Origin of the sequence: Rhodopseudomonas sp. WA056, from assembly GCF_010906995.1 — a bacterium.
Lineage (GTDB): Bacteria > Pseudomonadota > Alphaproteobacteria > Rhizobiales > Xanthobacteraceae > Rhodopseudomonas > Rhodopseudomonas palustris_G.
This window is the reverse complement of record NZ_QPFS01000088.1, coordinates 1-21,923: the sequence shown is the minus strand read 5'-3', so window position 1 is coordinate 21,923 and position 21,923 is coordinate 1. Positions and strand designations below refer to the sequence as shown.

The following is a 21,923-nucleotide window of genomic DNA, read 5'->3' as shown; positions in this document are numbered from 1 at the left end:
GCGTCTTGCCGGCGCCGCCCATATGATAGTTGCCCACGCATAGCACCGGGACGCTGACAGCAGCGCCTGGCTGATGCATCCGCGCCGCGGCGATGTTGCCGTAGAGCGCCGCGAGCGGCAGCAGCAGGCGCGACACCACGGAGGGGGGCCGGTGCCAGAAGCCCGGCTCACGCATTCGCGGCGCCCTGCTCGATCTGCAATTGCAGAAGATAGGGTTCGAGCGCCGCAATGGTGCGGTCGAGCGCGCCGCCGAGCCGATCGACCACGGCCGTCGCCGCCGTGATCGAGATTTGCCGCGCGTCGTGATTCGACAGCAGCGAGGAAATCCGCAGCACCAGTGCGTCGACATCGGCAACGGGGAACGCTCCGCCTTCGTCATCCAGCGCGCGATAGATGTCGGTGAAGTTGGAGACGTGAGGACCGTGCACGATCACGGCGCCGAGCTTGACCGCCTCGATCGGATTCTGGCCGCCATGCTCGACCAGTGAGCCGCCCATGAACACGATCGGCGCCAGGCGATAGAACAGTCCGAGTTCACCCATGGTATCGGCGACATAGATCGCAGTCGCGGCCATCGGCTGCTGCTCTCGCGAGCGCAGTGCCACCGGCAGGCCGGCGGTCTCGACCTGACTCGCGATCTGCTCGCCGCGATGCGGATGCCGCGGCACGATCACGGTGAGCAGCGTCGGGAAGCTCGCCGTCAGCCGGCGATGCGCTTCGACGAGCAGCTCTTCCTCGCCCGGATGTGTCGAAGCGGCGACGATCACCGGACGGCCGCGGGTGACCGCGAGCAGCCGCTCCAGCCGGCCCGGATCGGCCGGCGGCGGATCGACGTCCATCTTCAGATTACCGGTGGTGATCACGCTCGGACTGCCGAGCGCGCTGAAGCGATCGGCGTCCATGCGCGACTGCGCCAGGCAGATGTCGAACCGGCCGAGCAGCGCCCCGATCGTCGCCGAGGCCCGTTGCCATCGCGGAAACGACCGCTGCGACATTCGGCCGTTGATCAGCACCATCGGCACCCGCCGCGCCGAGGCGGCGAGGATCAGGTTCGGCCACAGATCGGATTCGATGAACAGCGCCAGACTGGGTTGCCAGTGATCGAGGAAACGCTCGACGAAACGCGGCGCATCGTAGGGAATGAACTGGTGGATGATGTCGGGCGGAAACCGGCTCGCCACCACCTGGGCCGAGGTCAGCGTTCCGGAGGTGAGCAGGATGCGCAGGTTGAGCGCACGCAGCCGTTCGATCAGTCCGGCCGCGGCCAGCACTTCGCCGACACTGGCGCCGTGAATCCACACCACCGGGCCGCGAGGTCGCGCGTCGTTGCTGAGACCGCGGCGCTCTCCGACACGGGCGGGATCTTCCTTGCCCTGCTTCAGCCGCCGGCCGATCCACAGCGACGCCAGTGGCGCCGCGGCAGCGGTCAGCCTGCGATAGGCGCGAAGCGTCATCGGCACCGGATCGACCATCAACGGCCCCGTCTGTCACCGCGAAGGTGACGCGCATCGTCGTGAAACTTCATCGTCGGTTCTGCGCGGTCAGTGCTGCGCGGACTGCGCTTCTTTTTCGGGATCCAGCAGCCGATGCAGATGAACGATGAAGTAACGCATGTGCGCATTGTCGACCGTCTGATGCGCCCGGGCCTTCCACGCCGCGTAGGCCGTTGCGTAGTTGGGGTACACCCCGACGATGTCGACCTTGTCGAGATCGCGAAAGGTCACGTTCTCGAGGTCCGTCAATTCTCCCCCGATTACGAGGTGGAGCAATTGCTGCGCATTGTCCGACATCAAACTTCCTCATTGCGGCGAACAGGCATGCGCGCGCTCAGCCTCGCGGAGAAACGCGAAAATGCTCGACGATGTGAGCATGGCGTTCGCGCCCCGCAGCCACCAGCGCGCCATGTGTGACCTCGGGACGGTTGTAGACGATGGTCTCGCCCGCGAGAGTTGTCATTGTACCATCCGCTTCGTGCACGATCAAATCGGCCGCAGCAAGGTCCCAATCGCGACTCTGCCCTCCGGCGAACGCAACGTCGACCTGACGATCAGCGACACGACACAGCCGCAACGCCAACGAGCCGATCCTCGGCAGGATGTAGGCGCTCGACGGCAGGGCCAGTCGCTCGATCAGCGGCTTCGGCCCGGCCACCTTGGCACCCTCCAGCGTGGTCCCGACGCTGGCGCGCAGCGACGCGCCATTGAGCGACGCACCCGCGCCGCGCGTTGCAAAGAACAACTCTTCCGACACCGGTGCGAACACGGCGGCAAGCACCGGTCTTGCGTCGGCGATCAGGGCGACCGATACACACCAATCCTCACGGCCGGCCAAATAGGCCCGGGTGCCGTCGATCGGATCGACGATCCACACCAGGTCCTTGTCGAGCCGCGTCAGATCGTCGGCGCTTTCTTCCGACAACCAGCCGTAGCGCGGGGTGGCATCCTGCAAGCGTCGACGGATCAGTTGGTCGACCGCGATGTCGGCTTCCGACACCGGCGAGGACGCGCCCTTGGTCCAGGTCCGCAGTTCAGTGCGGAACATCGACAGCGCCAGAGCGCCGGCCTCGCGCACCGTGTCGGCGAGCAGCTCGGCATCCCGCTGCGCGACAGAACTATGCGTGGTATCTGGACTAGCGTCCGGCAATCGTCAGCCCCTCGATCCGCAGCGTCGGCGCGTTGACGCCGTAGCGGAAGGTCAGGTCGCTGGCCGGCGTCAGAGTCTTGTACATGTCGAGCAGGTGCCCGGCGATGGTAACCTCGCTGACGGCGTAGGTTCTTTCACCGTTTTCGATCCAGAAGCCGGCGGCACCGCGGCTGTAGTCGCCGGTGACGCCGTTGACGCCGGAACCGATCAGATCGGTGACGTAAAACCCCTGCTCGATATCGGCGATCAATTCGGCGGGGCTGAGCCGGCCGGCCTCGAGATGCAAATTGTAGGGACCGGGCGACGGCGACGACGACACGCCGCGATGCGCGTGACCGGTGGTGGCGAGGCCGAGTTCGCGTGCCGTGGCGCAATCCAGCAACCACGACGTCAGCACGCCGTCGTCGACGATCGACATCGGCTTGACCGCCACGCCTTCGGCGTCAAACGCCTGCGAGCGAAGACCGCGCTTGCGCAGCGGGTCGTCGACGATGCGGATGCCATCCTTGAACAGCTTCTGACCGAGACGATCCTTCAGGAACGAGGTCTTGCGTGCGATCGAGGCGCCGTTGGCGGCGCCGACCAGATGCCCGACCAGCGAGCCGGCGACGCGCGGATCGAACACCACCGGCACCTTGCAGGTCTCGACCTTGCGCGGCCCCACCCTCGCCGCGGTACGTTCGCCGGCGACACGCCCGACATCCTCGGGCGACATCAGATCGGCCGCATGCGGCGCGGTGGTGTATTCGTAGTCGCGCTCCATGCCGGTGCCCTCGCCGGCGATCGCGGTCATCGAGATGCTCTGGCTGGAGCGCAGGAAGGCACCTTGGAATCCGGTCGACGTCACCAGCACCATGCCGCCGATCCCCGACGAGGCCGAGGCGCCCCCCGATTTGGTGATGCCGGAAACCGCGAGCGCCGCAGCCTCCGCTGCGCGGGCGCGCCGCTCCAGCTCGGCGGTCGACGGAGTGTGCGGATCGAGCAGATCGAGATCGGGAAAATCACGGGCCAGCAGTTCCGTATCCGCGAGGCCGACATATTTGTCGTCCGGCGCGACGCGGGCCATCGCCACCGCGCGCTCGGCGAGCTTGGCGACCGCGTCGCCACTGATGTCGTTGGTCGAGACCACCGCCTGACGACGACCGACGATCACCCGCAGGCCGACATCGTCACCTTCCGAACGCTCGGATTCCTGCATCCGTCCGTCGCGCACTTCGACGCCGTGCGACACCCCGCGGACCGCCACCGCATCGGCCTGATCGGCGCCGGCGCGACGCGCCGCCTCGACCAGCCGTTGTGCCAAATCGCTCAGCGCCGACTGATCGAACAAAGCCGAATCCACGGAGGACGAAGCCGGCGAACGTGCGCTTGGTGAAGAGTTCACAAATACAATTCCTAAGGCTTGAAGTAACGACGCGGGGCAGCGGATGCACGCTGTCGACATCACAGATGTGCTTGTTCGACGCGGACTTCAAGCACTTTGCACCCGACCGGAACAATTCATTGCCGGGCCGCGCGCAAGATTGCGTCAATCATGCTGGCCAAGGTTCTGTCAATCATGAGCGGCGAAGCAGCCGGGGTCAGTTTCGATTAACCAGCCTTATTAAGCGAATTCGGACCGGGCTCTGGCAAGCTCTCACCCATCGACCGGGAACATAATTCCGGCGGGGAGATCAAAGCCGTGAGGCGTCAAACAGCAACAGGCGGGGCTAGCCTCGCCGGGTCGAGCCGCGACTTGCGGCTCGACCCTCTCTCACTGCCGATCCGCTTCGACGCGCACGACGTGCGGGCCGACGGCGGCATCCGGCAAATCGAACTACACCGCGAGCGGGTGGTGCTACGCCGCGCCGTCTCCGGCATGAGAATGGCGGTCAACGTCAGCGTCAGCGACTTCCGCGGCATCGGCTGCCGAGGTCTCGACGACGGCCGCATGCTGATGCTGGTGCACCGCGATCCGTCGCTGTCGATCCCTCTGGGAATCAGCGACGACGCCGAGGAGATCGAACGGATGTGGGCCCTGTGGAGCGAGATCTTCGGACTGCCGCAGCTTCCCGAAGACAAGCTGCGCGAGCCTGCGCAGCGCCGCCGTCGTCATCACGTGATCAGCAAGCGTCGTCCGCGCTTCCTGACGCGCCGGCGAGTCGGCCGACTGCCCGACGCACCGAAATGCTTCGCCGGCGAACGTGAGATCATCGCGCGCAACTAATCAGAATCGGATGAGAGCGCCGGACCCGCCCGGGCTCACGCCATGCTACGCGAAACCGCGTCGGCCACCAGACCGCCGAACAGCAGCAGGCCGGCGTCGCGGTTCGACTTGAACAGCTTCAGGCACAGCGGGCTATCGTGGATGTCGAGCCGGACGATCTGCTGTACCAGATGAGCCGCAAAGGCCGCGAGGCCGACCCAGGCGAGCCAGCCGGCATCGGCGAGTTTGAGCGCCACGCCGATCAGGCTCACCGCCAAGCCGAACAGCAGCACCAGCGCCAGCTTGGTATTCTCGCCGAACAGCAGCGCGGTCGACTTGATACCGATCATCAGATCGTCTTCAGCATCCTGATGAGCATAGACGGTGTCGTAGCCGATCACCCAGGCGATCGAGCCGGCGTACAGCGCGAACGCCACCAGATCGAGCCGCTCGAACGTGCCGGCGAAACCCATCAGCGCGCCCCATGAGAACGCCAGCCCGAGCACGAATTGCGGCCAGTAGGTGATGCGCTTCATGAACGGATAGGCCGCAACGATGATCAGCGACGCGATGCCGGTGGCGATCGCGAAACTGTTGAACTGCAGCAGCACGACGAGGCCGATCAGGCACAGCAGCACCATGAACATGGCGGCCTGCCTGGCCGTGACCTGCCCGGCCGGAATCGGCCGCGACCGGGTGCGCTCGACCTTGTCGTCGAGGTCGCGGTCGGTGATGTCGTTCCAGGTGCAGCCGGCGCCGCGCATCACGAACGAGCCGATGAAGAACAGCGCGCAGAACAGCGGCAGGCGGCTGAGGTCGTGGGCCATGCCGGCGGCGAGCGCCGCCGACCACAGGCACGGCATCAGCAGCAGCCAGGAGCCGATCGGACGATCGAATCGCGCCAGCCTCAGATAAGGCCGCGTCCACAGCGGCGCATGGTTGTCGACCCAATTGCCGGTGGAGTCGGCGACCCGCCCGGCCGCGCCGCTGGCCGGAATCCCGCTCATCGCGCCAGTACGTTGCCGTTGAGTGTATCGAAGGTGGTGCCGCCGAACTTCTTGGCCGAGGTATTGGCCTCCGGCGCGGCAGTCGACGAGCCGAGCACGTCGGCGAAGCTCGGGCCGGCCGGGCCGCGTTGTTGCTGCTGCTCGGCGATGTTGCAGACCTGCTTCTGCATCTGCTCGGTCCTCTTGTGGCCGGTCTTGAGCTGCTCGGCGATCTCGCCCGGGATGCCGCAACGCTTCGCGTTGGTCACCACATAGCTGATCATCTTGGTTTCAGAGGCCGAAAAGGCAGTGATCAACTTGCAGGCCTCGGAAGCCGGCGCCTTGCGCTTGCCGGCGGCCTGAATTGCCTGGCCACGCTTTTCGGCTTCCTTCCGCAGCTTGAGGAAGTCGTCCATGCAGGCTTCGCCGCCGGCCTGCTGCCCCATCGGCGCAGCGCCGGGCGGCGGCCCGAACGCGCCGCCACCGGCGATCGGGGCTGCACCCGCGGCGGGAAACGATCCGCCCGAGCCGTTGACCGGCGGGAACACCGAGCTGCTGCTCGCCGGGGCCGACGAAGAGGATTGGTTCGGCAGCGGCGCCGGAAACGGCGATGCGGCCGACTGGTTCGGCAACGGCGCGGGAAACGCGCCTTGGGCGAATGCCGGCGCGGCACTCAGGACGAAAGCGGCGGCAGCCGCTGGTACGATCAAACGTCGGATGATCAAGGCTGCTCCTCCGGCAAGGTTCGATGGTCCCCATTGGCCCGTCAGCGCACCGGAAAACACGATGCCCGGGCCTTTTACGATTCCGGATCGCCCTTAACAACCCGGCGATTGGGGCGGCAGCGCGGCGCTTCGCCCCACAGGCGGCTGATATTCTTGAAAAATTGGGCTAGAAGCGGCGCGTGAGACCCAGCCGATGAGCCGATACGACTTCCGCAGCCCCCGCCTTTTCGTCGATGCCGCCCTCGCACCCGGTGCGCAGGTGCCGCTCGATCGCGACCAGAGCAATTATCTGGGCAACGTGCTGCGGCTCGGTGCCGGGGCTGCCGTGCTGACCTTCAACGGCCGCGACGGCGAATGGCGCGCCACCATCGCGGGCCGCAAGCGCCCGGAAGCGCTGGAGGTCGCGGAGCAGACGCGGCCGCAGGACCGCCTGCCGGACGTCGCCTATGTGTTCGCCCCGCTGAAGCACGCCAGGCTCGACTATATGGCTCAAAAGGCTGTGGAAATGGGCGCCGGCCGGCTGCAGCCGGTGCTCACCCAGCACACCCAGGTGCATCGCCTCAACACCGAGCGGATGCGCGCCAACGTGGTCGAAGCCGCCGAGCAATGCGGCATCCTCAGCCTCGCCGAGGTCGGCGAGCCGATCGGGCTGGACCGGTTCCTGGCCGGCCGGGCCGGCGGCGAGCGGCTGCTGGTATTCTGCGACGAGGACGCCGAGATCGCCGATCCGATCGCGGCGCTGCAGGCTTCGCGGGATGCGGCGATGAAGGGCGTCGATCTGCTGGTCGGTCCGGAGGGCGGCTTTTCCACCGAGGAGCGCGCCCTGCTGCTGAAACAGCCCAACATCCTACGTCTGGCGCTCGGCCCGCGGATCATGCGGGCCGATACCGCGGCGGTCGCGGCTCTGGCGCTGGTGCAGGCGGTGGTGGGCGACTGGAAGGACGCCGGGACATTATTCGACCATTGAAGCCACCGCCTTTCTGGCCTCCCGGCGGATGACGGTCGAATCTGTCATTCACCCGTGTTAAGGGCTGCGCCGACTAGCGTTTTCTGTTTCACCCTCCCTGCCCGGGACCGCAGGACTGACCGATCATGACAAACACCGCCGCCGCTCGCGCGACCGGATCCGCCGCGTGGGCGGAGGCGCTGCTGCAATCCTTCGCGGAGGCCGGCTATGCCCAGGCCACGCCGCCGATCCTGCAGCCCGCCGAACCATTCCTCGACCTGTCGGGCGAGGACATCCGAAAGAGCCTTTACCTAACCACCGACGCCAGCGGCGAGGAACTGTGCCTGCGCCCGGACCTGACGATCCCGGTGGCGCGCGACTACCTCGCCTCGACGGCAGCCGGGCAGCCGGTCGGGTTCTGCTATCTCGGCCCGGTATTCCGCCAGCGCGGCGGTAAGCCGAGTGAGTTCCTGCAGGCCGGGATCGAATCGTTCGGCCGCCAGGACCGCGCCGCGGCCGATGCCGAGATGCTGGCGCTGGCGCTCGGCGCCACCACGGCGCTCAAGGCCGGCGAGGTCGATATTCGCACCGGCGACGTCGCGCTGTTCGCCACATTGATCGACGCGCTCGACCTGATGCCGGTTTGGCGCCGGCGGCTGATGAAGGATTTTCACCGCAAGGCCAGCCTGGCGCAGGATCTGGAGCGGCTGACGCTCGCGCCCTCGACCAGCAACGAATACGAGGGCGTGCTCGCCGCGCTCGCAGGCTCCGACCGCAAGGCGGCGCTGGCGCTGGTCACCGACCTGATGTCGATCGCCGGCGCCACCACCCTGGGCGGCCGCTCGGTCGCCGAGATCGCCGACCGCTTCCTCGAGCAGTCGACGCTGAAGAGCGGCGCGCTGCCGCGCGACGCCCTCGACAAGATCAAGCGCTTCCTGGCGATCACCGGCGCGCCGAACGACGCGCTGAAGGCGCTGCGCGCGCTCGCCGCCGACGCCGAACTGTCGATCGACGGGGCGATCGATCAGTTCGAAGCGCGGATCGGCTTCATGGCCGGCCACGGCATCGATCTGTCGAAGGTGCGGTTCTCGACCGCGTTCGGCCGCGGCGTCGACTACTACACCGGCTTCGAATTCGAGCTGCACCGCGTCGGCAATGGCGACGAGCCGCTGGTCGCCGGCGGCCGCTACGACGGGCTGATGAGCCAGCTCGGTGCCGCCTCGCCGATCCCCGCGGTCGGCTTCTCGATCTGGATCGAGGCGATGAAACAGACCAGCGCCGGAGGTGCCGCATGAGCACGCCGTTCGTTCTCGCGGTTCCGTCCAAGGGCCGCCTGCAGGAAAACGCCGAAGCGTTCTTCGCCCGCGCCGGGCTGACGCTGAGCAAGCCCGGCGGCGCGCGCGACTATCGCGGCACGATCGCGGGCCTCGACAATGTCGAGGTCGCGTATCTGTCGGCAAGCGAGATCGCCGCCAACCTCGCCCGCGGCTCGGTGCATTTCGGCGTCACCGGCGAGGATCTGGTGCGCGAGAGCATCACCGATGCCGACAAGCGCGTGCTGCTGATCGACGGGCTCGGCTTCGGCTACGCCAACGTGGTGGTGGCGGTGCCGCAGGCGTGGATCGACGTCCGCACCATGGCCGATCTCGACGACGTCACCACCGGCTTCCGCGCCCAGCACAACCGGCGAATGCGGGTCGCCACCAAGTACATCAACCTGACGCGCGGCTTCTTCGCTGCGCACAACGTCGTCGACTACCGCATCGTCGAGAGCGCCGGCGCGACCGAGGGTGCGCCCGGGGTCGGTACCGCCGAGATGATCGTCGACATCACCACCACCGGCGCGACGCTCGCCGCCAACGGCCTGAAGGTACTCGACGACGGCGTGATGCTGCGCAGCCAGGCCAATCTGGTCGCCTCGCGCGAGGCCGACTGGAGCGAGGCGAACCGCGAAACCGCCCGCGTGATCCTCGATCACATCGCCTCGCGCGCCCGCGCCGGCAAGTACAAGGAAGTCCGCACCCGGTTCAAAGGCTGCAACGACGCTCTGCTGGCCGAGGCGCACAGCCGGTTCGGCGTGGTGTCGCCGTTCGGCGGGCCGACCTCGTCGGGCATGTTGACGCTGCACTGCCCGCCGGCACAGATCTACGCGCTCGGCAGCTTCCTGCGGCAGCATGGCGCCGACACGGTGTCGGTCGCCGCGCTCGACTACGTGTTCGACAAGGAAAACCCGCTGTTCAGCAAACTCGCGACGTTCCTGCAGCGATGACGCCGGAACCGCCCGGCGCCGCGGTGGCGCCGGGGTGCGGAACCACCATATAGTCACGACACCAACAAGGCCGCGTGCAAAGCCGGAAGCCGATCGATGATGCTGGGGAGTGACGTCTCGGATCTGTCCACCGAAGCAGGTGCCGCTGCGGCGCGCGGGCTGTCGATCGTGGTGCCGGCCTTCAACGAGGCGGGAGGATTGCAGGCGCTGCACGGCAGGCTGATTACCCTGGCCGCCACGCTGCGGCAGCGCTACGGCCTCGCCTGCGAGGTGGTCTATGTCGACGACGGCAGCTCGGACGCCACGCTGAGCATCGCCCGCAATCTCCCGGCTACCATGCTCGACGTCCAGGTGGTGTCGCTGTCGCGCAATTTCGGCAAGGAAGCTGCGCTGATGGCCGGGCTCGATCACGCCCGCCGCGGCGCCGTGCTGTTCATGGACGGCGACGGCCAGCACGCGCCCGAACTGGTCGAGACGCTGGTGGCACACTGGATCGACGACGGTTTCGACGTCGTCTATACGGCCAAGGCGCATCGCGACAACGAACCGGCGCTGCGCCGCACCGCGGTGCGCGGCTTCTACGCGCTGATCAATTGGGGCGCACGGCAGAAGATCCCGGAAGACGCCGGCGACTTCCGCCTGCTGTCGCCGCGCGCCGCTCAGGCGCTGCGGCAACTCCCCGAACGCAACCGCTTCTTCAAAGGCCTGGCGAGCTGGATCGGCTTCCGCCAGAAGCGGGTCGACTACGAGCCGGAGCCGCGTTCGCACGGCTTCTCGACATTCTCGACCGCGCGGCTGATCGGGTTGTCGATCGAGGGGCTGACGTCGTTCTCGGTCGCGCCGCTGCGGATCGCCAGCCTACTCGGCGTCGTGCTGGCGATCAGCGCGTTTCTATTCGGCCTCTCGATCCTGTGGGAGACCTGGATCGGCGGCAAATCGGTGCCGGGCTATCCGTCGATCATCGTTGGGATGATGACGATCGGCGGCGTGCAGCTCTTGATGATCGGCATCGTCGGCGAGTACATCGGCAAGATCCTGTCCGAGATGAAGGCGCGGCCGATTTATTTCGTCGCCGAACACATCGCCAAGCAGGCCGAAGCCGCACCCGAAACCAACGCCGCCCCGGCGAAACGGCCCGCCGCCGAATGAGCGAGCCCCGCCAGCGCCGGATTTGGCTGGTGGCCGACGATTACGGCATCAGCCCTGGGGTCAACCGTGCGATCTGCGACCTGATCGGGCGCGGCCGGATCAACGCGACCTCGGTGATGATGGTCGGCCCCGCGATCGGCCGCGACGACGCCGCGGAGCTGCTCAACGCCGTCGCCGCCAATCCGAACGCCGCGATCGGCCTGCACGCGACCCTGACGGCGCCGTTCGCGCCGCTGACGATGCACTATCAGCCGGTGAACGGCGGCCAGTTTCTGCCGCTCGGGCGCAAGCTGCGTGGCACGTTGCTCCGTCGCCACGACCGCCACGTGATCGCGACCGAACTCAGCGCGCAGATCGAAGCCTTCACGGAACGGTTCGGCCGCGTCCCCGACTACGTCGACGGGCATCAGCACGTTCAGTTGTTTCCGCAAGTGCGCGACGCCTTCCTCGAGACCGTGAAGGCTCACGCGCCAAAGGCCTGGGTGCGGCAATGCGGGCGCAGCGTGCCGCTGACGCGGCGGCTCGGCAATCCGAAGCCGCTGCTGCTCGACGCGCTCAGCGCTGCATTTCGGACGCGTGCCAGCCGTGCCGGCATCGGCTTCAACCCGAGCTTCGCCGGCGCCTACGACTTCCTGCGCGAGACCGACTTCGACGCGCTGATGAGATCGTTTCTCGACGGATTGTCCGACGGCGGGCTGGTGATGTGCCACCCTGGCATCGTCGACGACACGTTGATCAGCCTCGATCCGTTCACCGATCAGCGCGAGCGCGAATACGCCTTTCTCGGCGGCGACCGCTTTCCGGAACTGCTCGCAGCGCACCATGTCAGTCTCGCGGCTGCACCGCCGCCGGCGATGGGCGGGGCCGTTTTGTCGCATACAGAAATTTAATCTCGCGCCGACTTACTGCGGCCCAAAGGTTCCCTAAATCTGCCGACACCCGCGCCCGCGATTGCCGCCGGCGAACGCCGCGGCGCAGGTTCGAGCGATGCTCAGGGAGATCATCATGACACCGCAGGAACGGCAGCTTGTCGACGATCTGTTCGAACGGCTCGCCCGTCTCGAAGCTACCCCTCGCGATCCGCAAGCTGCTGCCGCCATCTCGCAAGGACTGAGAATCGCACCGAACGCGATCTACGGGTTGGTGCAGACCGTACTGGTGCAGGACGAAGCGCTGAAGCGGGCGCACGAACGCATCCAGGAATTGGAAGCCGATCAGGCGCCGGCCGCTCAAGACCGCGGCGGCTTCCTGGATTCGATGCGGGACGCGATCTTCGGCCAAGGCCAGCCGCAGCGCGGCTCGGTGCCGAACGTTCCGCCCCCCGGAGCTGGCGGCGGCCGGCCATCCTGGAATACCGGGCAGGTACTCGGGCAATCCGCGGCGCCACCCTACAGCCAGCCGGCGCAGCCGCCTTACGGCCAACCACAAGGCCAGCCCGGCGGGCCGTTCGGGGGGCAGAGCGCGGCCCCCGCCAGCGGTGGCGGCTCGTTTCTCGGCACCGCGGCCGCGGCTGCAGCGGGCGTGGTCGGCGGCTCGCTGCTGCTTTCCAGCATCCGCGGCATGATGGGCGGGGGCTCACAACAGAGCGTGGCCGACCAGAGCGGCCTGAGCGGCGGCACCCAAAGCCCGTGGGGCGGCGGCGATAGCGCGGGCGGCAATCTCGCACAGCAGGCCGGGCTCGGTGACATTGGCTCGCAGCGCGGCGGTGGCGACGACAATGCGCGCCACGGCATGATGGATCAGAACGGCAACGACTATGACCGCGTCGCCGACGCCGGCTATGACCACGACGACATGGACATGGATGGGGACGATTTTGACGGCGGCGGCGACAGCGACTTCGCGTAACCCCTGCCGTCACCCGTCCAGATGCAACGGCCGCCCACAGGGCGGCCGTTGTCGTTCGAGAGTTGGTTGTGGTTCGAGACGGAGTTCGTCGCGCCCGATCGTCAGATCACCACCACCTTGGTGCCGACGCCGACGCGGCCGTACAGATCGATGACGTCCTCGTTGCGCATGCGGATGCAGCCGGAGGAGACGTTGGTCCCGATCGTCCACGGTTCGTTGGAACCGTGAATGCGGTACAGCGAGGAGCCGAGATACATCGCTCGCGCGCCGAGCGGGTTTTGCGGACCGCCCTCCATGTGCCGCGGCAGATCGGGACGGCGCGCCAGCATTTCCTTCGGCGGCGTCCAGGCCGGCCATTCGCGCTTGGCGGTGATCGTCTTGACGCCCGACCAGGTGAAGCCGGGGCGGCCGACGCCGACGCCGTATCGCAGCGCCTTGCCGTCGTCCTGCACCAGGTAAAGGTACTTGTTCGGGGTATCGATCACGATCGTGCCGGCTTTTTCGCCGCCATGGTAATCAACAAGTTGCTTTTCGTAGCGCGGATCGAACTCCGGACGAGCCGGCTCGATCGCCGCTTCCTGCTCCTGCATCGGTTGCGGCGCCGATGGCGGCAGGTAATCGCGGCGTTCGTACATCCGTTCACGCTGGTAATACCGCGAGGACGGCGGCGGCGTGCCGTCGCCGAACAGAAACTCGATGAAGCCGCCGCCCATATTGGAGCGTTCGGCGTAAGCGGTACGGACCCGCACCGGCTCGGCCGCCCGCGGATCGGCGTAGATCAACGCCGGCTCCTCGGCGGATGAAAAAACCTGAGCGGCGGCGGGAAGATAGCCGCCGCCGAGACAAGACACGCTGGTCAGCAAAGCGAGGGTGGTTTTGTTGAACATCGACGTACTCTGCACCGTTTCGTCGTGGACTCGCCGAACATGCGGCGGCGAACGCAACGGATCAGAAACCAAAACCGGATCGGTTTGGTAAACGCGGACGGCATTTCGATTCACCACGTCGTAGCGGCGCCGCTGTTCCTGCGGTCAGCGTTTATTTTCGATGAACGACCCAGGCCCATGGTTAACGTACCGTATTTCAACGTTTGTTAGTTGAGGCGAACCCGGTTCCGCCGCTCAACCCGTCGTTAAAGAGATGGCTGTACGAGAGCGAGGTACCAACTCACGGGATCAGCCGATGTCACTTCCACGTAAGCGCTTTCGCATTGAAGAACTGACGCTTGGAGCAGCGCCGATGCTCGCACCGATCGAATTCGAGGCTGGCCCGACCAACCGCGACCTGATGGCGGAGTTGCGCGCGATCCGCGCCCAGATCGTCAACGGGGTGCATCCCGTGGCCGCGGCCGAGTCCGGCAGCAAGCAGGAAATCGACGCCTCGCTCGCCGCGGAAGCTGCGGAAGCCAAGGCGCTGCTGGCGAGCTACAAGGCTCAGGTCGAACAGTGCGAAAAGCTCAAGGTCGAGCTCGATCTGATCCACAACGCGATCGACCAGACCAAGCGCGAGATCGCGGTGCTGCACTCCAAGAGCTTCAGCGGCGAGGAGATGGCCAAGGTCAACGGCGAACTCGGCGCCGTGGTCGGCGGCACCGAGGAAGCCACCCAGCAGATTCTCGAAGCCGCCGAAGCGATCGATCAGGCGGCGACCGCGCTGGGCAAGGTCAATTCGGCCGACCAGCAACAGGCTCTGAGCGAAGAGATCCAGGAGCGGGTGATCTCGATCTTCGAGGCCTGCAACTTCCAGGACCTCACCGGCCAGCGCATCAGCAAAGTGATGAACACGATGAAGTTCATCGAGCATCACATCGTGGCGATGATGGAGATCTGGGGCGGCGTCGACGAGATCAAGTCGCATGCTCCGCCGGTCGTCGACACCCGCGACGACGACTCCAAGCTGCTCAACGGCCCGCGTGCGCTCGGCGAAGACGGCCACGCCTCGCAGGACGACATCGACGCGATGTTCAACTGATCGCCGGGCTCGACTGATCGCCGACCGCCTCAGCGCCCCTCGGCGCTGCGCGGCGGTCGCAGCGCCATGAAACAGCCGAGCGCCGCCACCGCGCACACCATGCCCGCCTCGATCACGGTCGCGTCGGAAAACCGCTCGACCGCGGTCGCAACGACGAACGGCGCCGAAGCCTGCACGAACAGCGCCGGCCGCGCGATCCGTCCGATCACCCGCCCGTAGCCCAGCGGCCCGAACATCAGCAGCGGCAGAGCGCCACGCGCGATCGTCATCACCCCGTTGGCGGCGCCGAACGCCACGCAGAACACGCCCGCGACCAGGATCGACGGGCCGACGAACGCCAACATCGCGAACGAGCACGCCATCAGTGCGACCGCGCCACGTGCGATCCACAACGGATGGGTACGGCCGGCCAGCAAGAAATCCGCCAGCCGTGCGGCGACCTGCGCGGGGCCGAACAACGCGCCGAGCATCACCACGGTGCCGGCGTCGAGGCCGGCGCGCTGGAACATCGCCAGCAGGTTCGACGTCACCCCGGACAGCATCAGGGCGTAGATCGCAAACGCCGCAGCGATCAGCAGGAACGGGCGCCCCTCCGGACGCAGCGGTTCGGCCGGCCTCAGATGCGGGCTCGTGCTGGGTAGATGAGGCGTCGGCGCCGCCTTGCGCGGCAGCGCCAGACCGTGCAGCGGCGCCACCACGCACGCCAGAACCGCGGCGAACACCAGGTAGGTGCCGCGCCATCCCACCGCTTCGAGCAACAGATGCGTCGCTGGCCAGCCAACCGTCGAGGCGAAGCCGCCGGCGAAGGTGACGAAGGTGATCTGCCGCCGCGCAGTGGCGCCGAACAGCCGGGCCAGCGTCGCGAATGCGGGATCGTACAGATTCGACGCCATCGCGACGCCGAGCAGCGCCCAGCCGAGGAAATACACCGGCCACAGGTCGACACTGGCAATCAGCACCATGCCGGCCGCGCCGATCAGCGCTCCCGGCGCCATCACCATGTTGCCGCCGTGGCGGTCGATCAGCCCGCCGACGGTCGGCGACAGGATGCCCGAGATCACCAGAGCCAGCGAGAACCCGGACATCCCGAACGCCAGCGACCAGCCGTGAGCCTCGGCGAGGTACGGCATGGTCAGGACCGGAGGATAGATCAGGATGCCCCAGCACAGGATCTGGGTGACCGCGAGAACTCCGACCGCGCGTTCCGGTCCGAGCGCCAGTCTCCGCAGCGCGGTCATGTCGTCATGGCGTCAGGTTCAACCCGATCTTGTTGGTGGCGGCAGTCTCAGGCGCGCGGGGCGCAGCGGACATAGACCATGTTACCATAGCGGGTGGCAGCGTCCTTGTCGACGAAGCGGGTGATCATCACCCGGCCGTCGAACGAGACGATCTCGCGATCCTGGTCGCTGATCGGGCCGGCCGGACCGATATAGTTCTTGCCGCTCGGCGAGCCCTTCAGCCGCAGTTCCTGCGGGGTGGCCTGGTCGGCCAGATGCATGATCACGCCGCCGGTCGAGCCGGCTCCGATCACGTAAGGATTCCTGCACTGCGACAGCGCAGCCTTCTCGGTGCGGGCACGATCGGACGGATTGAGGTAAGAAGCCAAGCCCCAACGACCGACGATCTCTTCAGACCTGATGGTGGCCGGCAGATCCGGCGGCGGAGCCGCCTCCTCCACCGGAGCCGACTGCGAACCGCCGAGGCTGAAGCCACCGATGGTGCCGCACGCGCCGAGACCGAGCGCCATCACCGACGCCATCCCCAGATTGAGCGACGCGCGTGCGTTGCGTGAATTGACCATGATTTCTCCCCGAGCGACGCCCCACGTGCCCCTTGCGCCAGACAACCGCAAAACGCCGTGTCAGGCAATGCGGTCAAAACGATGATGATGTCGGGTGCCCCGGTCTGGCGGCCGGAGCATCCTACAGCGAGATCACCAAGCTCTTAAGCCGTCAGCTTGACAGGAACAGCATCTGGCCATATTTCCGGACGCGTAATTAGCACTCTCGCAGTACGACTGCCAACACGCGGATGCCCATCGGAGCCGCGGATCACGAACCGGCACTCGAACACCGAGCCCCCTCCAGTAACAGCACAGGACAGCCCATGGCTAAGCTCAATTTTCGTCCGCTCCATGACCGTGTCGTGGTGAAGCGCATCGACGCGGAAACCAAGACCAAGGGTGGCATCATCATCCCGGACTCCGCCAAGGAGAAGCCGCAGGAAGGTCAGGTGGTCGCCGTCGGCCCGGGCGGCCGCGACGAGACCGGCAAGCTGACCCCGATCGACGTCAAGGTCGGCGACCGCGTGCTGTTCGGCAAGTGGTCGGGCACCGAAATCAAGCTCGACGGCGAGGAACTCCTGATCATGAAGGAGTCGGACATCATGGGCGTGGTCGGCTGAGCCGCATCGCGACAATATCGAGACATCAGGAGCGAATGAATGGCAGCCAAAGACGTCAAATTTTCCGGTGAGGCCCGCGACCGCATGCTGCGCGGCGTGGATGTGCTCGCCAACGCCGTCAAGGTCACGCTCGGCCCCAAGGGCCGCAATGTGCTGATCGAGAAGAGCTTCGGCGCCCCGCGCATCACCAAGGACGGCGTCACCGTCGCCAAGGAGATCGAGCTGGACGACAAGTTCGAGAACATGGGCGCGCAGATGGTGCGCGAGGTCGCCTCCAAGACCAACGACCTCGCCGGCGACGGCACCACCACCGCCACCGTGCTGGCCCAGGCGATCGTGCGCGAAGGCGCCAAGGCGGTCGCCGCCGGCATGAACCCGATGGACCTCAAGCGCGGCATCGAGATCGCGGTCGCCGCCGTGATCAAGGACATCCAGAAGCGCGCCAAGCCGGTCGCCTCCTCGGCTGAAATCGCCCAGGTCGGCACCATCTCGGCCAATGGCGACGCGCCGATCGGCAAGATGATCGCCCAGGCGATGCAGAAGGTCGGCAACGAGGGCGTGATCACGGTCGAAGAGAACAAGTCGCTCGAGACCGAAGTCGACATCGTCGAGGGCATGAAGTTCGACCGCGGCTACCTGTCGCCCTACTTCGTGACCAACGCCGAGAAGATGACGGCCGAGCTCGACGACGCCTACATCCTGCTGCACGAGAAGAAGCTGCCGGGCCTGCAGGCGATGCTGCCGGTGCTCGAAGCCGTGGTGCAGTCCGGCAAGCCGCTGCTGATCATCGCCGAGGACGTCGAAGGCGAAGCGCTGGCGACGCTGGTCGTCAACCGGCTGCGCGGCGGCCTCAAGGTCGCTGCCGTCAAGGCGCCGGGCTTCGGCGATCGCCGCAAGGCGATGCTGGAAGACATCGCGATCCTGACCGGCGGCCAGCTCATCTCGGAAGATCTCGGCATCAAGCTCGAGACCGTCAACCTGAAGATGCTCGGCCGCGCCAAGAAGGTAGTGATCGACAAGGAGAACACCACCATCGTCAACGGCGCCGGCAAGAAGCCGGAAATCGAGGCCCGCGTGCAGCAGATCAAGGCGCAGGTCGAGGAGACTTCCTCGGACTACGACCGTGAGAAGCTGCAGGAGCGCCTGGCCAAGCTGGCCGGCGGCGTCGCGGTGATCCGCGTCGGCGGCGCGACCGAGGTCGAGGTCAAGGAGAAGAAGGACCGTGTCGAGGACGCGCTGAACGCGACCCGCGCCGCGGTGCAGGAAGGCATCGTGCCGGGCGGCGGCGTCGCCCTGCTGCGCGCCAAGAAGGCCGTCGGCCGGATCAGCAACGACAATCCGGACGTCCAGGCCGGCATCAACATCGTGCTGAAGGCGCTCGAAGCTCCGATCCGCCAGATCGCCGAGAACGCCGGCGTTGAAGGCTCGATCGTGGTCGGCAAGATTCTCGAGAACAAGACCGAGACCTTCGGCTTCGATGCCCAAAGCGAAGAGTATGTCGACATGCTCGCCAAGGGCATCGTCGACCCGGCCAAGGTGGTGCGCACCGCGCTGCAGGACGCCTCGTCGGTCGCTTCTCTGCTGGTGACCACCGAAGCCATGGTCGCCGAGCTGCCGAAGGCGGAAGCCCCGATGGCGATGCCGCCGGGTGGTGGCATGGGCGGAATGGGCGGCATGGGCTTCTGAGCCCCGCCACCCTCTCCTTCCCGACAAGACACGCAAGGCCGCCTCCGGGCGGCCTTGTTGCGTTTGGAGATGGTTGCGGTTGAGGCGCACGCTGCGATGTCGCCGTCGTCGTCTGCGCAGGCGCGCGATCGCGGACATAAGATCTGCGGCTTCCGCGATCCAGCGCCTGCTGCCGCTGACGCCCGCTCGCCTCGTTTCTTTGGCGCCGCCGCCGCGATCTGCTAGTCAGCCTTGGTTCGGATTCAATTCGAATCGACAACGATACGAAAGCTGCCGTCCCCCGCGAGGAATCATCCGATGCGCGCGTTTCTGTTCAGCCTGCTGGCGCTGCTGCCGGCGACCGACCTCGCTTTCGCCCAAGCCAAGTCGGGGACGAAATCGGCGGTGCCCGCCACCGAGACGCGCTATTTCGCCACACTCGACGGCTTCATCGAAGGCGCCGACGTGATCCTGAAGGAAACGCGGCAGGGCAAGACAGCGACGTCGGCGGTGCTCGACGTCTGCTTCTCTCCGGCCAAGGACTCGGCTCGCAAGGACCGCTTCGTCGTCAACCTCACCGCCAGCGGTCAGGCGCTGACCGGAACCAGCCAGACGCTCGGCAGCAAGACCCCGGTGTCGGTCAGCTTGCAGCAGAAGCCGAACGGCGAAACCTTCGACTTCAAGGGCGTGATCGGGATCGGCACCGCGACTTACGAGATCAATTCGACCGACAATTCCGATCTCAGCGACAAGGAATTCGAAGAGACCCAATCGGTCGACGAGAGCATCGCGCAGACACCGAAGGACTTCACCGCGGTATCGCCCGAAGCGGTCGGCATTCGCGTCGCGCTCGAGGCGGCGGCGGATTTCCTGAAGACGCTGAAGACCGAAAATGTCGAAGTGTCGCTGTCGAGCCTGAACGTCGGCTGCGACGCGCTCCGCGCCGGCAAGCTGGTGATCAATCTCACGGTCGATCCGGAACGCGCCGCGTCCGTGATCGCCAAAGCCAAGACGTTCCCCGGCGTCACCGCGGCCGGGTGGACCAACGGTGTGGTCGACATGGACCGCGCCATCCTGTTTCCGGCGGCTGGCTGGCGCGACGGCGGCAAGCTCGATCGCGCCAAGATCGCCGCCACGCTGACCGGCACGCTGACGCAGACGCTGGAGGCCAAGCTGGCCAGCGCGAGCTGGGACGAGGCGACAGGCAAGCTGAAGATGACGTTCAAGCGACCGAGCGAGACCTTCCCGGCGCTGCAGCTCACCGAGGTCATCAACGTCGAGGCGCTGGTCAGCGCCGACAAACCGGGCGGCAGCGACAAGCTGATGCTGTGGCTCGGCAATCCCGCCGCCACCACGATCGACGAGAACGCTCCTCCGCGGCTCGGTCTGAACGACGACGCCTCTGGCGAAGAAGAGATCGAACCGCGCAGCGACGGCGGTGCGGTGGCGGCACTGGCGAAGGAACTGAAGGGCCAGCGCTGGGATTCGGAAAGCGCCACCTGGCAATAGCCGGTCGAGGGTCGCCTCCGTCCGGATCATGGAACCGCGATTTGACATGCCGCTGCAATGCGGCAATGAAGCGCTTCCTTTTGACGGCAGGATGATCGGCTGAATGACGCGCTTTGATGCGGTGGTGATCGGCGCCGGGCTCGGCGGCCTGACTGCGGGCGCGATCCTGGCCCGCGAAGGTCGCAAGGTGCTGGTGATCGAGCGAGGCAATTCGGTCGGCGGCGCGGCATCGAGCTACAAGGCCGGCGAGCTGTTCGTCGAAGGCTCGCTGCACATCACCGGCAATCCGCAGCACCTGCGCGATCCCAAACACCGCGCCTTGAGCCGCGCCGGCGTGCTCGATGCGGTGCAGTGGATTCCGGCCGGCGCGCTGTACGAGATGCGTGGCGGCCCGCTCGGCGCTCCGTTCACGCTGCCGGACGAATTCGCCGCCGCCCGCGACGCGCTGAACCGGCGCTTCCCCCATGCGCAGGACGGCATCGCGCGATGGCTCGGCGAACTTGAACGGCTCGCCGGTACACTCGGCGACGGCGGGCTCGACGCGGTGCTGGCACTGGCGCCGGAGTTCGCCGATTGGCACGCCTCGCTCGGCGACAGACTGCAGGCGCTGTTCGGCGACGACGAGGCGCTGAAATGCGCGGTCGCCGGCAATCTGTCCTACGTGCACGACGATGTCGGGGCGCTGTGGTGGGTACCGTTCGCGATGGTGCAGGGCAGCTTCCTGCTCAGCGGCGCGCGCTTCATCCAGGGCGGTTCGCAGCGGCTGTCGAGCGCACTGGCGCGCGCGGTGCGCAAGGCCGGTGGCGAGGTCGTACTACGCCGCGTCGTGTCCGGCCTGGTGATGGGAGATCACGGCGGCGCGCATCGGGTGACCCACGTCGCCCGCGATGGCGGCGATCCGCAGACCGTCGAAGCCGCGACTGTGATCGGCAACGCCGCACCGGCAACGCTGGCGAGCCTGCTGCCGGCCGATCAGGCGCAGCGCCTCACCGCCAGCTACGCCGATCATACCCGGTCGCTATCGCTGTTCGCGCTGACGCTCGGTCTGTCCAGGCCGCCGCGCGAATTCGGCGTCGGCAGCTACGCGACGCAACTCCTGCCCGACTGGATGACGACGCTCGCCTCCTATGCCGAGGGCAAAACCCTGATGGCGGACGAGCCGGGCGCGCGGATGCCGCCGCTGGCGATCGCCGACTACACGGCGATCGATTCCGGCGTACCATCGCCGCCCTATGTGCTGTCGGTGGTCGGGCCGGACCGGGTATCGAACTGGGACGGGCTGGAGCAGGACGCCTATCGGGCCAAGCGCGGCCGCTGGCAGCAGGCGCTGCTCGCCCATCTCGACCGCAGCTATCCGGGACTTTCAGGCGCCATCACCGCTGCGGCCTTCAACACCGCCTACTCGGTGCAGCAATATCTCGGCGCACCCCAGGGCGCGGTCTACGGCTTCGCGCCGCTGCTGCCGAACTCCGACGCGCCCTACCGCACGCCGCGCACGACTCTGCCCGGCCTGTATCTCGCCTCGGCCTATGCGGGCATCGGCGGCTACAGCGGCGTGGTGCAGGCGGCGCAGGGATGCGCCGAACTGATCCTGAGAGACCGGACGTCGGGTTAGTTCGTATTC

22 protein-coding genes are annotated in these 21,923 nt (G+C 66.8%); 12 read left to right on the top strand and 10 right to left on the bottom strand.

Annotated elements, in window-relative coordinates; genetic code table 11:
- The 5 genes from DU475_RS16635 to DU475_RS16615 form a co-directional block, all read right to left on the bottom strand.
- A partial coding sequence (locus DU475_RS16635; RefSeq protein WP_205524421.1) for a tetraacyldisaccharide 4'-kinase occupies window positions 1-175 on the bottom strand: 175 nt, incomplete at its 3' end.
- Window positions 168-1,472, bottom strand: a complete 1,305-nt coding sequence (locus DU475_RS16630; protein WP_164632762.1) for a 3-deoxy-D-manno-octulosonic acid transferase — start codon at window positions 1,470-1,472, stop codon at window positions 168-170. The genes DU475_RS16635 and DU475_RS16630, both read right to left, overlap by 8 nt.
- Before the next feature lie 69 nt (window positions 1,473-1,541).
- On the bottom strand, window positions 1,542-1,790 hold the full coding sequence (locus DU475_RS16625; protein ID WP_013501103.1) for a DUF4170 domain-containing protein: 249 nt from the start codon (window positions 1,788-1,790) through the stop codon (window positions 1,542-1,544).
- 37 nt (window positions 1,791-1,827) lie between these two features.
- Entirely contained in the window at window positions 1,828-2,643 is an 816-nt protein-coding gene (locus DU475_RS16620; RefSeq protein ID WP_164632761.1) for a 3'(2'),5'-bisphosphate nucleotidase CysQ, read from the bottom strand.
- Window positions 2,630-4,027, bottom strand: a complete 1,398-nt coding sequence (locus DU475_RS16615; RefSeq protein ID WP_164632760.1) for a TldD/PmbA family protein — start codon at window positions 4,025-4,027, stop codon at window positions 2,630-2,632. Before DU475_RS16615 ends, DU475_RS16620 begins: the two co-directional genes overlap by 14 nt.
- A gap of 297 nt (window positions 4,028-4,324) precedes the next feature.
- Between DU475_RS16615 and DU475_RS16610 the strand changes: the two genes are divergently transcribed.
- Window positions 4,325-4,849, top strand: coding sequence for a DUF6101 family protein (locus DU475_RS16610; protein ID WP_164632759.1), 525 nt, complete (start codon window positions 4,325-4,327; stop codon window positions 4,847-4,849).
- Between the two features lie 35 nt (window positions 4,850-4,884).
- Here DU475_RS16610 and ubiA read toward each other — a convergent pair whose 3' ends face one another.
- Together ubiA and DU475_RS16600 are read right to left on the bottom strand one after the other, a co-directional pair.
- Window positions 4,885-5,835 (bottom strand): 4-hydroxybenzoate octaprenyltransferase, encoded by a 951-nt coding sequence (ubiA, locus tag DU475_RS16605; RefSeq protein WP_164632758.1) that lies wholly within the window; start codon window positions 5,833-5,835, stop codon window positions 4,885-4,887.
- On the bottom strand, window positions 5,832-6,539 hold the full coding sequence (locus DU475_RS16600; RefSeq protein WP_013501098.1) for a hypothetical protein: 708 nt from the start codon (window positions 6,537-6,539) through the stop codon (window positions 5,832-5,834). The genes ubiA and DU475_RS16600 overlap by 4 nt, the downstream gene beginning before the upstream one ends.
- Window positions 6,540-6,732: 193 nt before the next feature.
- On the opposite strand from DU475_RS16600, the gene DU475_RS16595 reads away from it, so the two are divergent.
- From DU475_RS16595 to DU475_RS16570, 6 genes are all read left to right on the top strand, one after another.
- The gene (locus DU475_RS16595; RefSeq protein WP_164632757.1) at window positions 6,733-7,506 is read left to right on the top strand and encodes a 16S rRNA (uracil(1498)-N(3))-methyltransferase; all 774 of its coding nucleotides are present in this window, start codon (window positions 6,733-6,735) and stop codon (window positions 7,504-7,506) included.
- Between the two features lie 125 nt (window positions 7,507-7,631).
- Entirely contained in the window at window positions 7,632-8,780 is a 1,149-nt protein-coding gene (locus DU475_RS16590; protein WP_164632756.1) for an ATP phosphoribosyltransferase regulatory subunit, read from the top strand.
- Entirely contained in the window at window positions 8,777-9,754 is a 978-nt protein-coding gene (hisG, locus tag DU475_RS16585; RefSeq protein ID WP_164632755.1) for an ATP phosphoribosyltransferase, read from the top strand. The genes DU475_RS16590 and hisG overlap by 4 nt, the downstream gene beginning before the upstream one ends.
- A 96-nt stretch (window positions 9,755-9,850) precedes the next feature.
- Window positions 9,851-10,903 carry a glycosyltransferase family 2 protein gene (locus DU475_RS16580; RefSeq protein WP_013501094.1) on the top strand — a complete coding sequence of 351 codons (1,053 nt, stop codon included), beginning with the start codon at window positions 9,851-9,853 and terminating at the stop codon, window positions 10,901-10,903.
- Window positions 10,900-11,793 carry a ChbG/HpnK family deacetylase gene (locus tag DU475_RS16575; protein ID WP_164632754.1) on the top strand — a complete coding sequence of 298 codons (894 nt, stop codon included), beginning with the start codon at window positions 10,900-10,902 and terminating at the stop codon, window positions 11,791-11,793. Before DU475_RS16580 ends, DU475_RS16575 begins: the two co-directional genes overlap by 4 nt.
- A 115-nt stretch (window positions 11,794-11,908) precedes the next feature.
- Entirely contained in the window at window positions 11,909-12,751 is an 843-nt protein-coding gene (locus tag DU475_RS16570) for a DUF2076 domain-containing protein (RefSeq protein WP_041807715.1), read from the top strand.
- A 101-nt stretch (window positions 12,752-12,852) separates the two neighbouring features.
- Here the strand turns inward: DU475_RS16570 and DU475_RS16565 are convergent, their stop codons facing one another.
- On the bottom strand, window positions 12,853-13,638 hold the full coding sequence (locus DU475_RS16565) for a L,D-transpeptidase (RefSeq protein WP_164632753.1): 786 nt from the start codon (window positions 13,636-13,638) through the stop codon (window positions 12,853-12,855).
- Between the two features lie 295 nt (window positions 13,639-13,933).
- Between DU475_RS16565 and DU475_RS16560 the strand changes: the two genes are divergently transcribed.
- A complete protein-coding gene (locus tag DU475_RS16560; RefSeq protein ID WP_041807103.1) occupies window positions 13,934-14,722 on the top strand; it encodes a protein phosphatase CheZ in 789 nt (262 codons plus the stop codon).
- Window positions 14,723-14,751: 29 nt separating this feature from the next.
- Here DU475_RS16560 and DU475_RS16555 read toward each other — a convergent pair whose 3' ends face one another.
- Both DU475_RS16555 and DU475_RS16550 read right to left on the bottom strand, forming a co-directional pair.
- Complete coding sequence (locus DU475_RS16555) at window positions 14,752-15,960, bottom strand: MFS transporter (RefSeq protein WP_013501089.1); 1,209 nt, start codon at window positions 15,958-15,960, stop codon at window positions 14,752-14,754.
- Window positions 15,961-16,007: 47 nt separating this feature from the next.
- Entirely contained in the window at window positions 16,008-16,523 is a 516-nt protein-coding gene (locus tag DU475_RS16550) for a hypothetical protein (RefSeq protein WP_047309005.1), read from the bottom strand.
- A gap of 305 nt (window positions 16,524-16,828) precedes the next feature.
- Here DU475_RS16550 and groES point away from each other — a divergent pair, with 305 nt between their 5' ends.
- The 4 genes from groES to DU475_RS16530 all read left to right on the top strand — a co-directional run bounded on the left by groES (window position 16,829) and on the right by DU475_RS16530 (window position 21,914).
- Window positions 16,829-17,125, top strand: a complete 297-nt coding sequence (gene groES / locus DU475_RS16545) for a co-chaperone GroES (protein WP_013501087.1) — start codon at window positions 16,829-16,831, stop codon at window positions 17,123-17,125.
- A gap of 39 nt (window positions 17,126-17,164) precedes the next feature.
- The gene (gene groL, locus DU475_RS16540; protein WP_013501086.1) at window positions 17,165-18,811 is read left to right on the top strand and encodes a chaperonin GroEL; all 1,647 of its coding nucleotides are present in this window, start codon (window positions 17,165-17,167) and stop codon (window positions 18,809-18,811) included.
- Window positions 18,812-19,108: 297 nt separating this feature from the next.
- Complete coding sequence (locus DU475_RS16535) at window positions 19,109-20,299, top strand: hypothetical protein (RefSeq protein WP_164632752.1); 1,191 nt, start codon at window positions 19,109-19,111, stop codon at window positions 20,297-20,299.
- A gap of 103 nt (window positions 20,300-20,402) precedes the next feature.
- On the top strand, window positions 20,403-21,914 hold the full coding sequence (locus DU475_RS16530; protein ID WP_164632751.1) for a phytoene desaturase family protein: 1,512 nt from the start codon (window positions 20,403-20,405) through the stop codon (window positions 21,912-21,914).
- The last annotated feature ends 9 nt before the right edge of the window (window positions 21,915-21,923 follow it).

Excerpts from the sequence above, each read along its gene's own strand:
- DU475_RS16630 (WP_164632762.1), bottom strand. The coding sequence starts at position 1,472 with ATGGTCGATCCGGTGCCGATGACGCTTCGCGCCTATCGCAGGCTGACC.
- DU475_RS16625 (WP_013501103.1), bottom strand. The coding sequence starts at position 1,790 with ATGTCGGACAATGCGCAGCAATTGCTCCACCTCGTAATCGGGGGAGAA.
- ubiA (WP_164632758.1), bottom strand. The coding sequence starts at position 5,835 with ATGAGCGGGATTCCGGCCAGCGGCGCGGCCGGGCGGGTCGCCGACTCC.
- DU475_RS16595 (WP_164632757.1), top strand. The coding sequence starts at position 6,733 with ATGAGCCGATACGACTTCCGCAGCCCCCGCCTTTTCGTCGATGCCGCC.
- DU475_RS16590 (WP_164632756.1), top strand. The coding sequence starts at position 7,632 with ATGACAAACACCGCCGCCGCTCGCGCGACCGGATCCGCCGCGTGGGCG.
- hisG (WP_164632755.1), top strand. The coding sequence starts at position 8,777 with ATGAGCACGCCGTTCGTTCTCGCGGTTCCGTCCAAGGGCCGCCTGCAG.
- DU475_RS16580 (WP_013501094.1), top strand. The coding sequence starts at position 9,851 with ATGATGCTGGGGAGTGACGTCTCGGATCTGTCCACCGAAGCAGGTGCC.
- DU475_RS16575 (WP_164632754.1), top strand. The coding sequence starts at position 10,900 with ATGAGCGAGCCCCGCCAGCGCCGGATTTGGCTGGTGGCCGACGATTAC.
- DU475_RS16570 (WP_041807715.1), top strand. The coding sequence starts at position 11,909 with ATGACACCGCAGGAACGGCAGCTTGTCGACGATCTGTTCGAACGGCTC.
- DU475_RS16565 (WP_164632753.1), bottom strand. The coding sequence starts at position 13,638 with ATGTTCAACAAAACCACCCTCGCTTTGCTGACCAGCGTGTCTTGTCTC.
- DU475_RS16560 (WP_041807103.1), top strand. The coding sequence starts at position 13,934 with ATGTCACTTCCACGTAAGCGCTTTCGCATTGAAGAACTGACGCTTGGA.
- DU475_RS16555 (WP_013501089.1), bottom strand. The coding sequence starts at position 15,960 with ATGACCGCGCTGCGGAGACTGGCGCTCGGACCGGAACGCGCGGTCGGA.
- DU475_RS16550 (WP_047309005.1), bottom strand. The coding sequence starts at position 16,523 with ATGGTCAATTCACGCAACGCACGCGCGTCGCTCAATCTGGGGATGGCG.
- groES (WP_013501087.1), top strand. The coding sequence starts at position 16,829 with ATGGCTAAGCTCAATTTTCGTCCGCTCCATGACCGTGTCGTGGTGAAG.
- groL (WP_013501086.1), top strand. The coding sequence starts at position 17,165 with ATGGCAGCCAAAGACGTCAAATTTTCCGGTGAGGCCCGCGACCGCATG.
- DU475_RS16535 (WP_164632752.1), top strand. The coding sequence starts at position 19,109 with ATGCGCGCGTTTCTGTTCAGCCTGCTGGCGCTGCTGCCGGCGACCGAC.
- DU475_RS16530 (WP_164632751.1), top strand. The coding sequence starts at position 20,403 with ATGACGCGCTTTGATGCGGTGGTGATCGGCGCCGGGCTCGGCGGCCTG.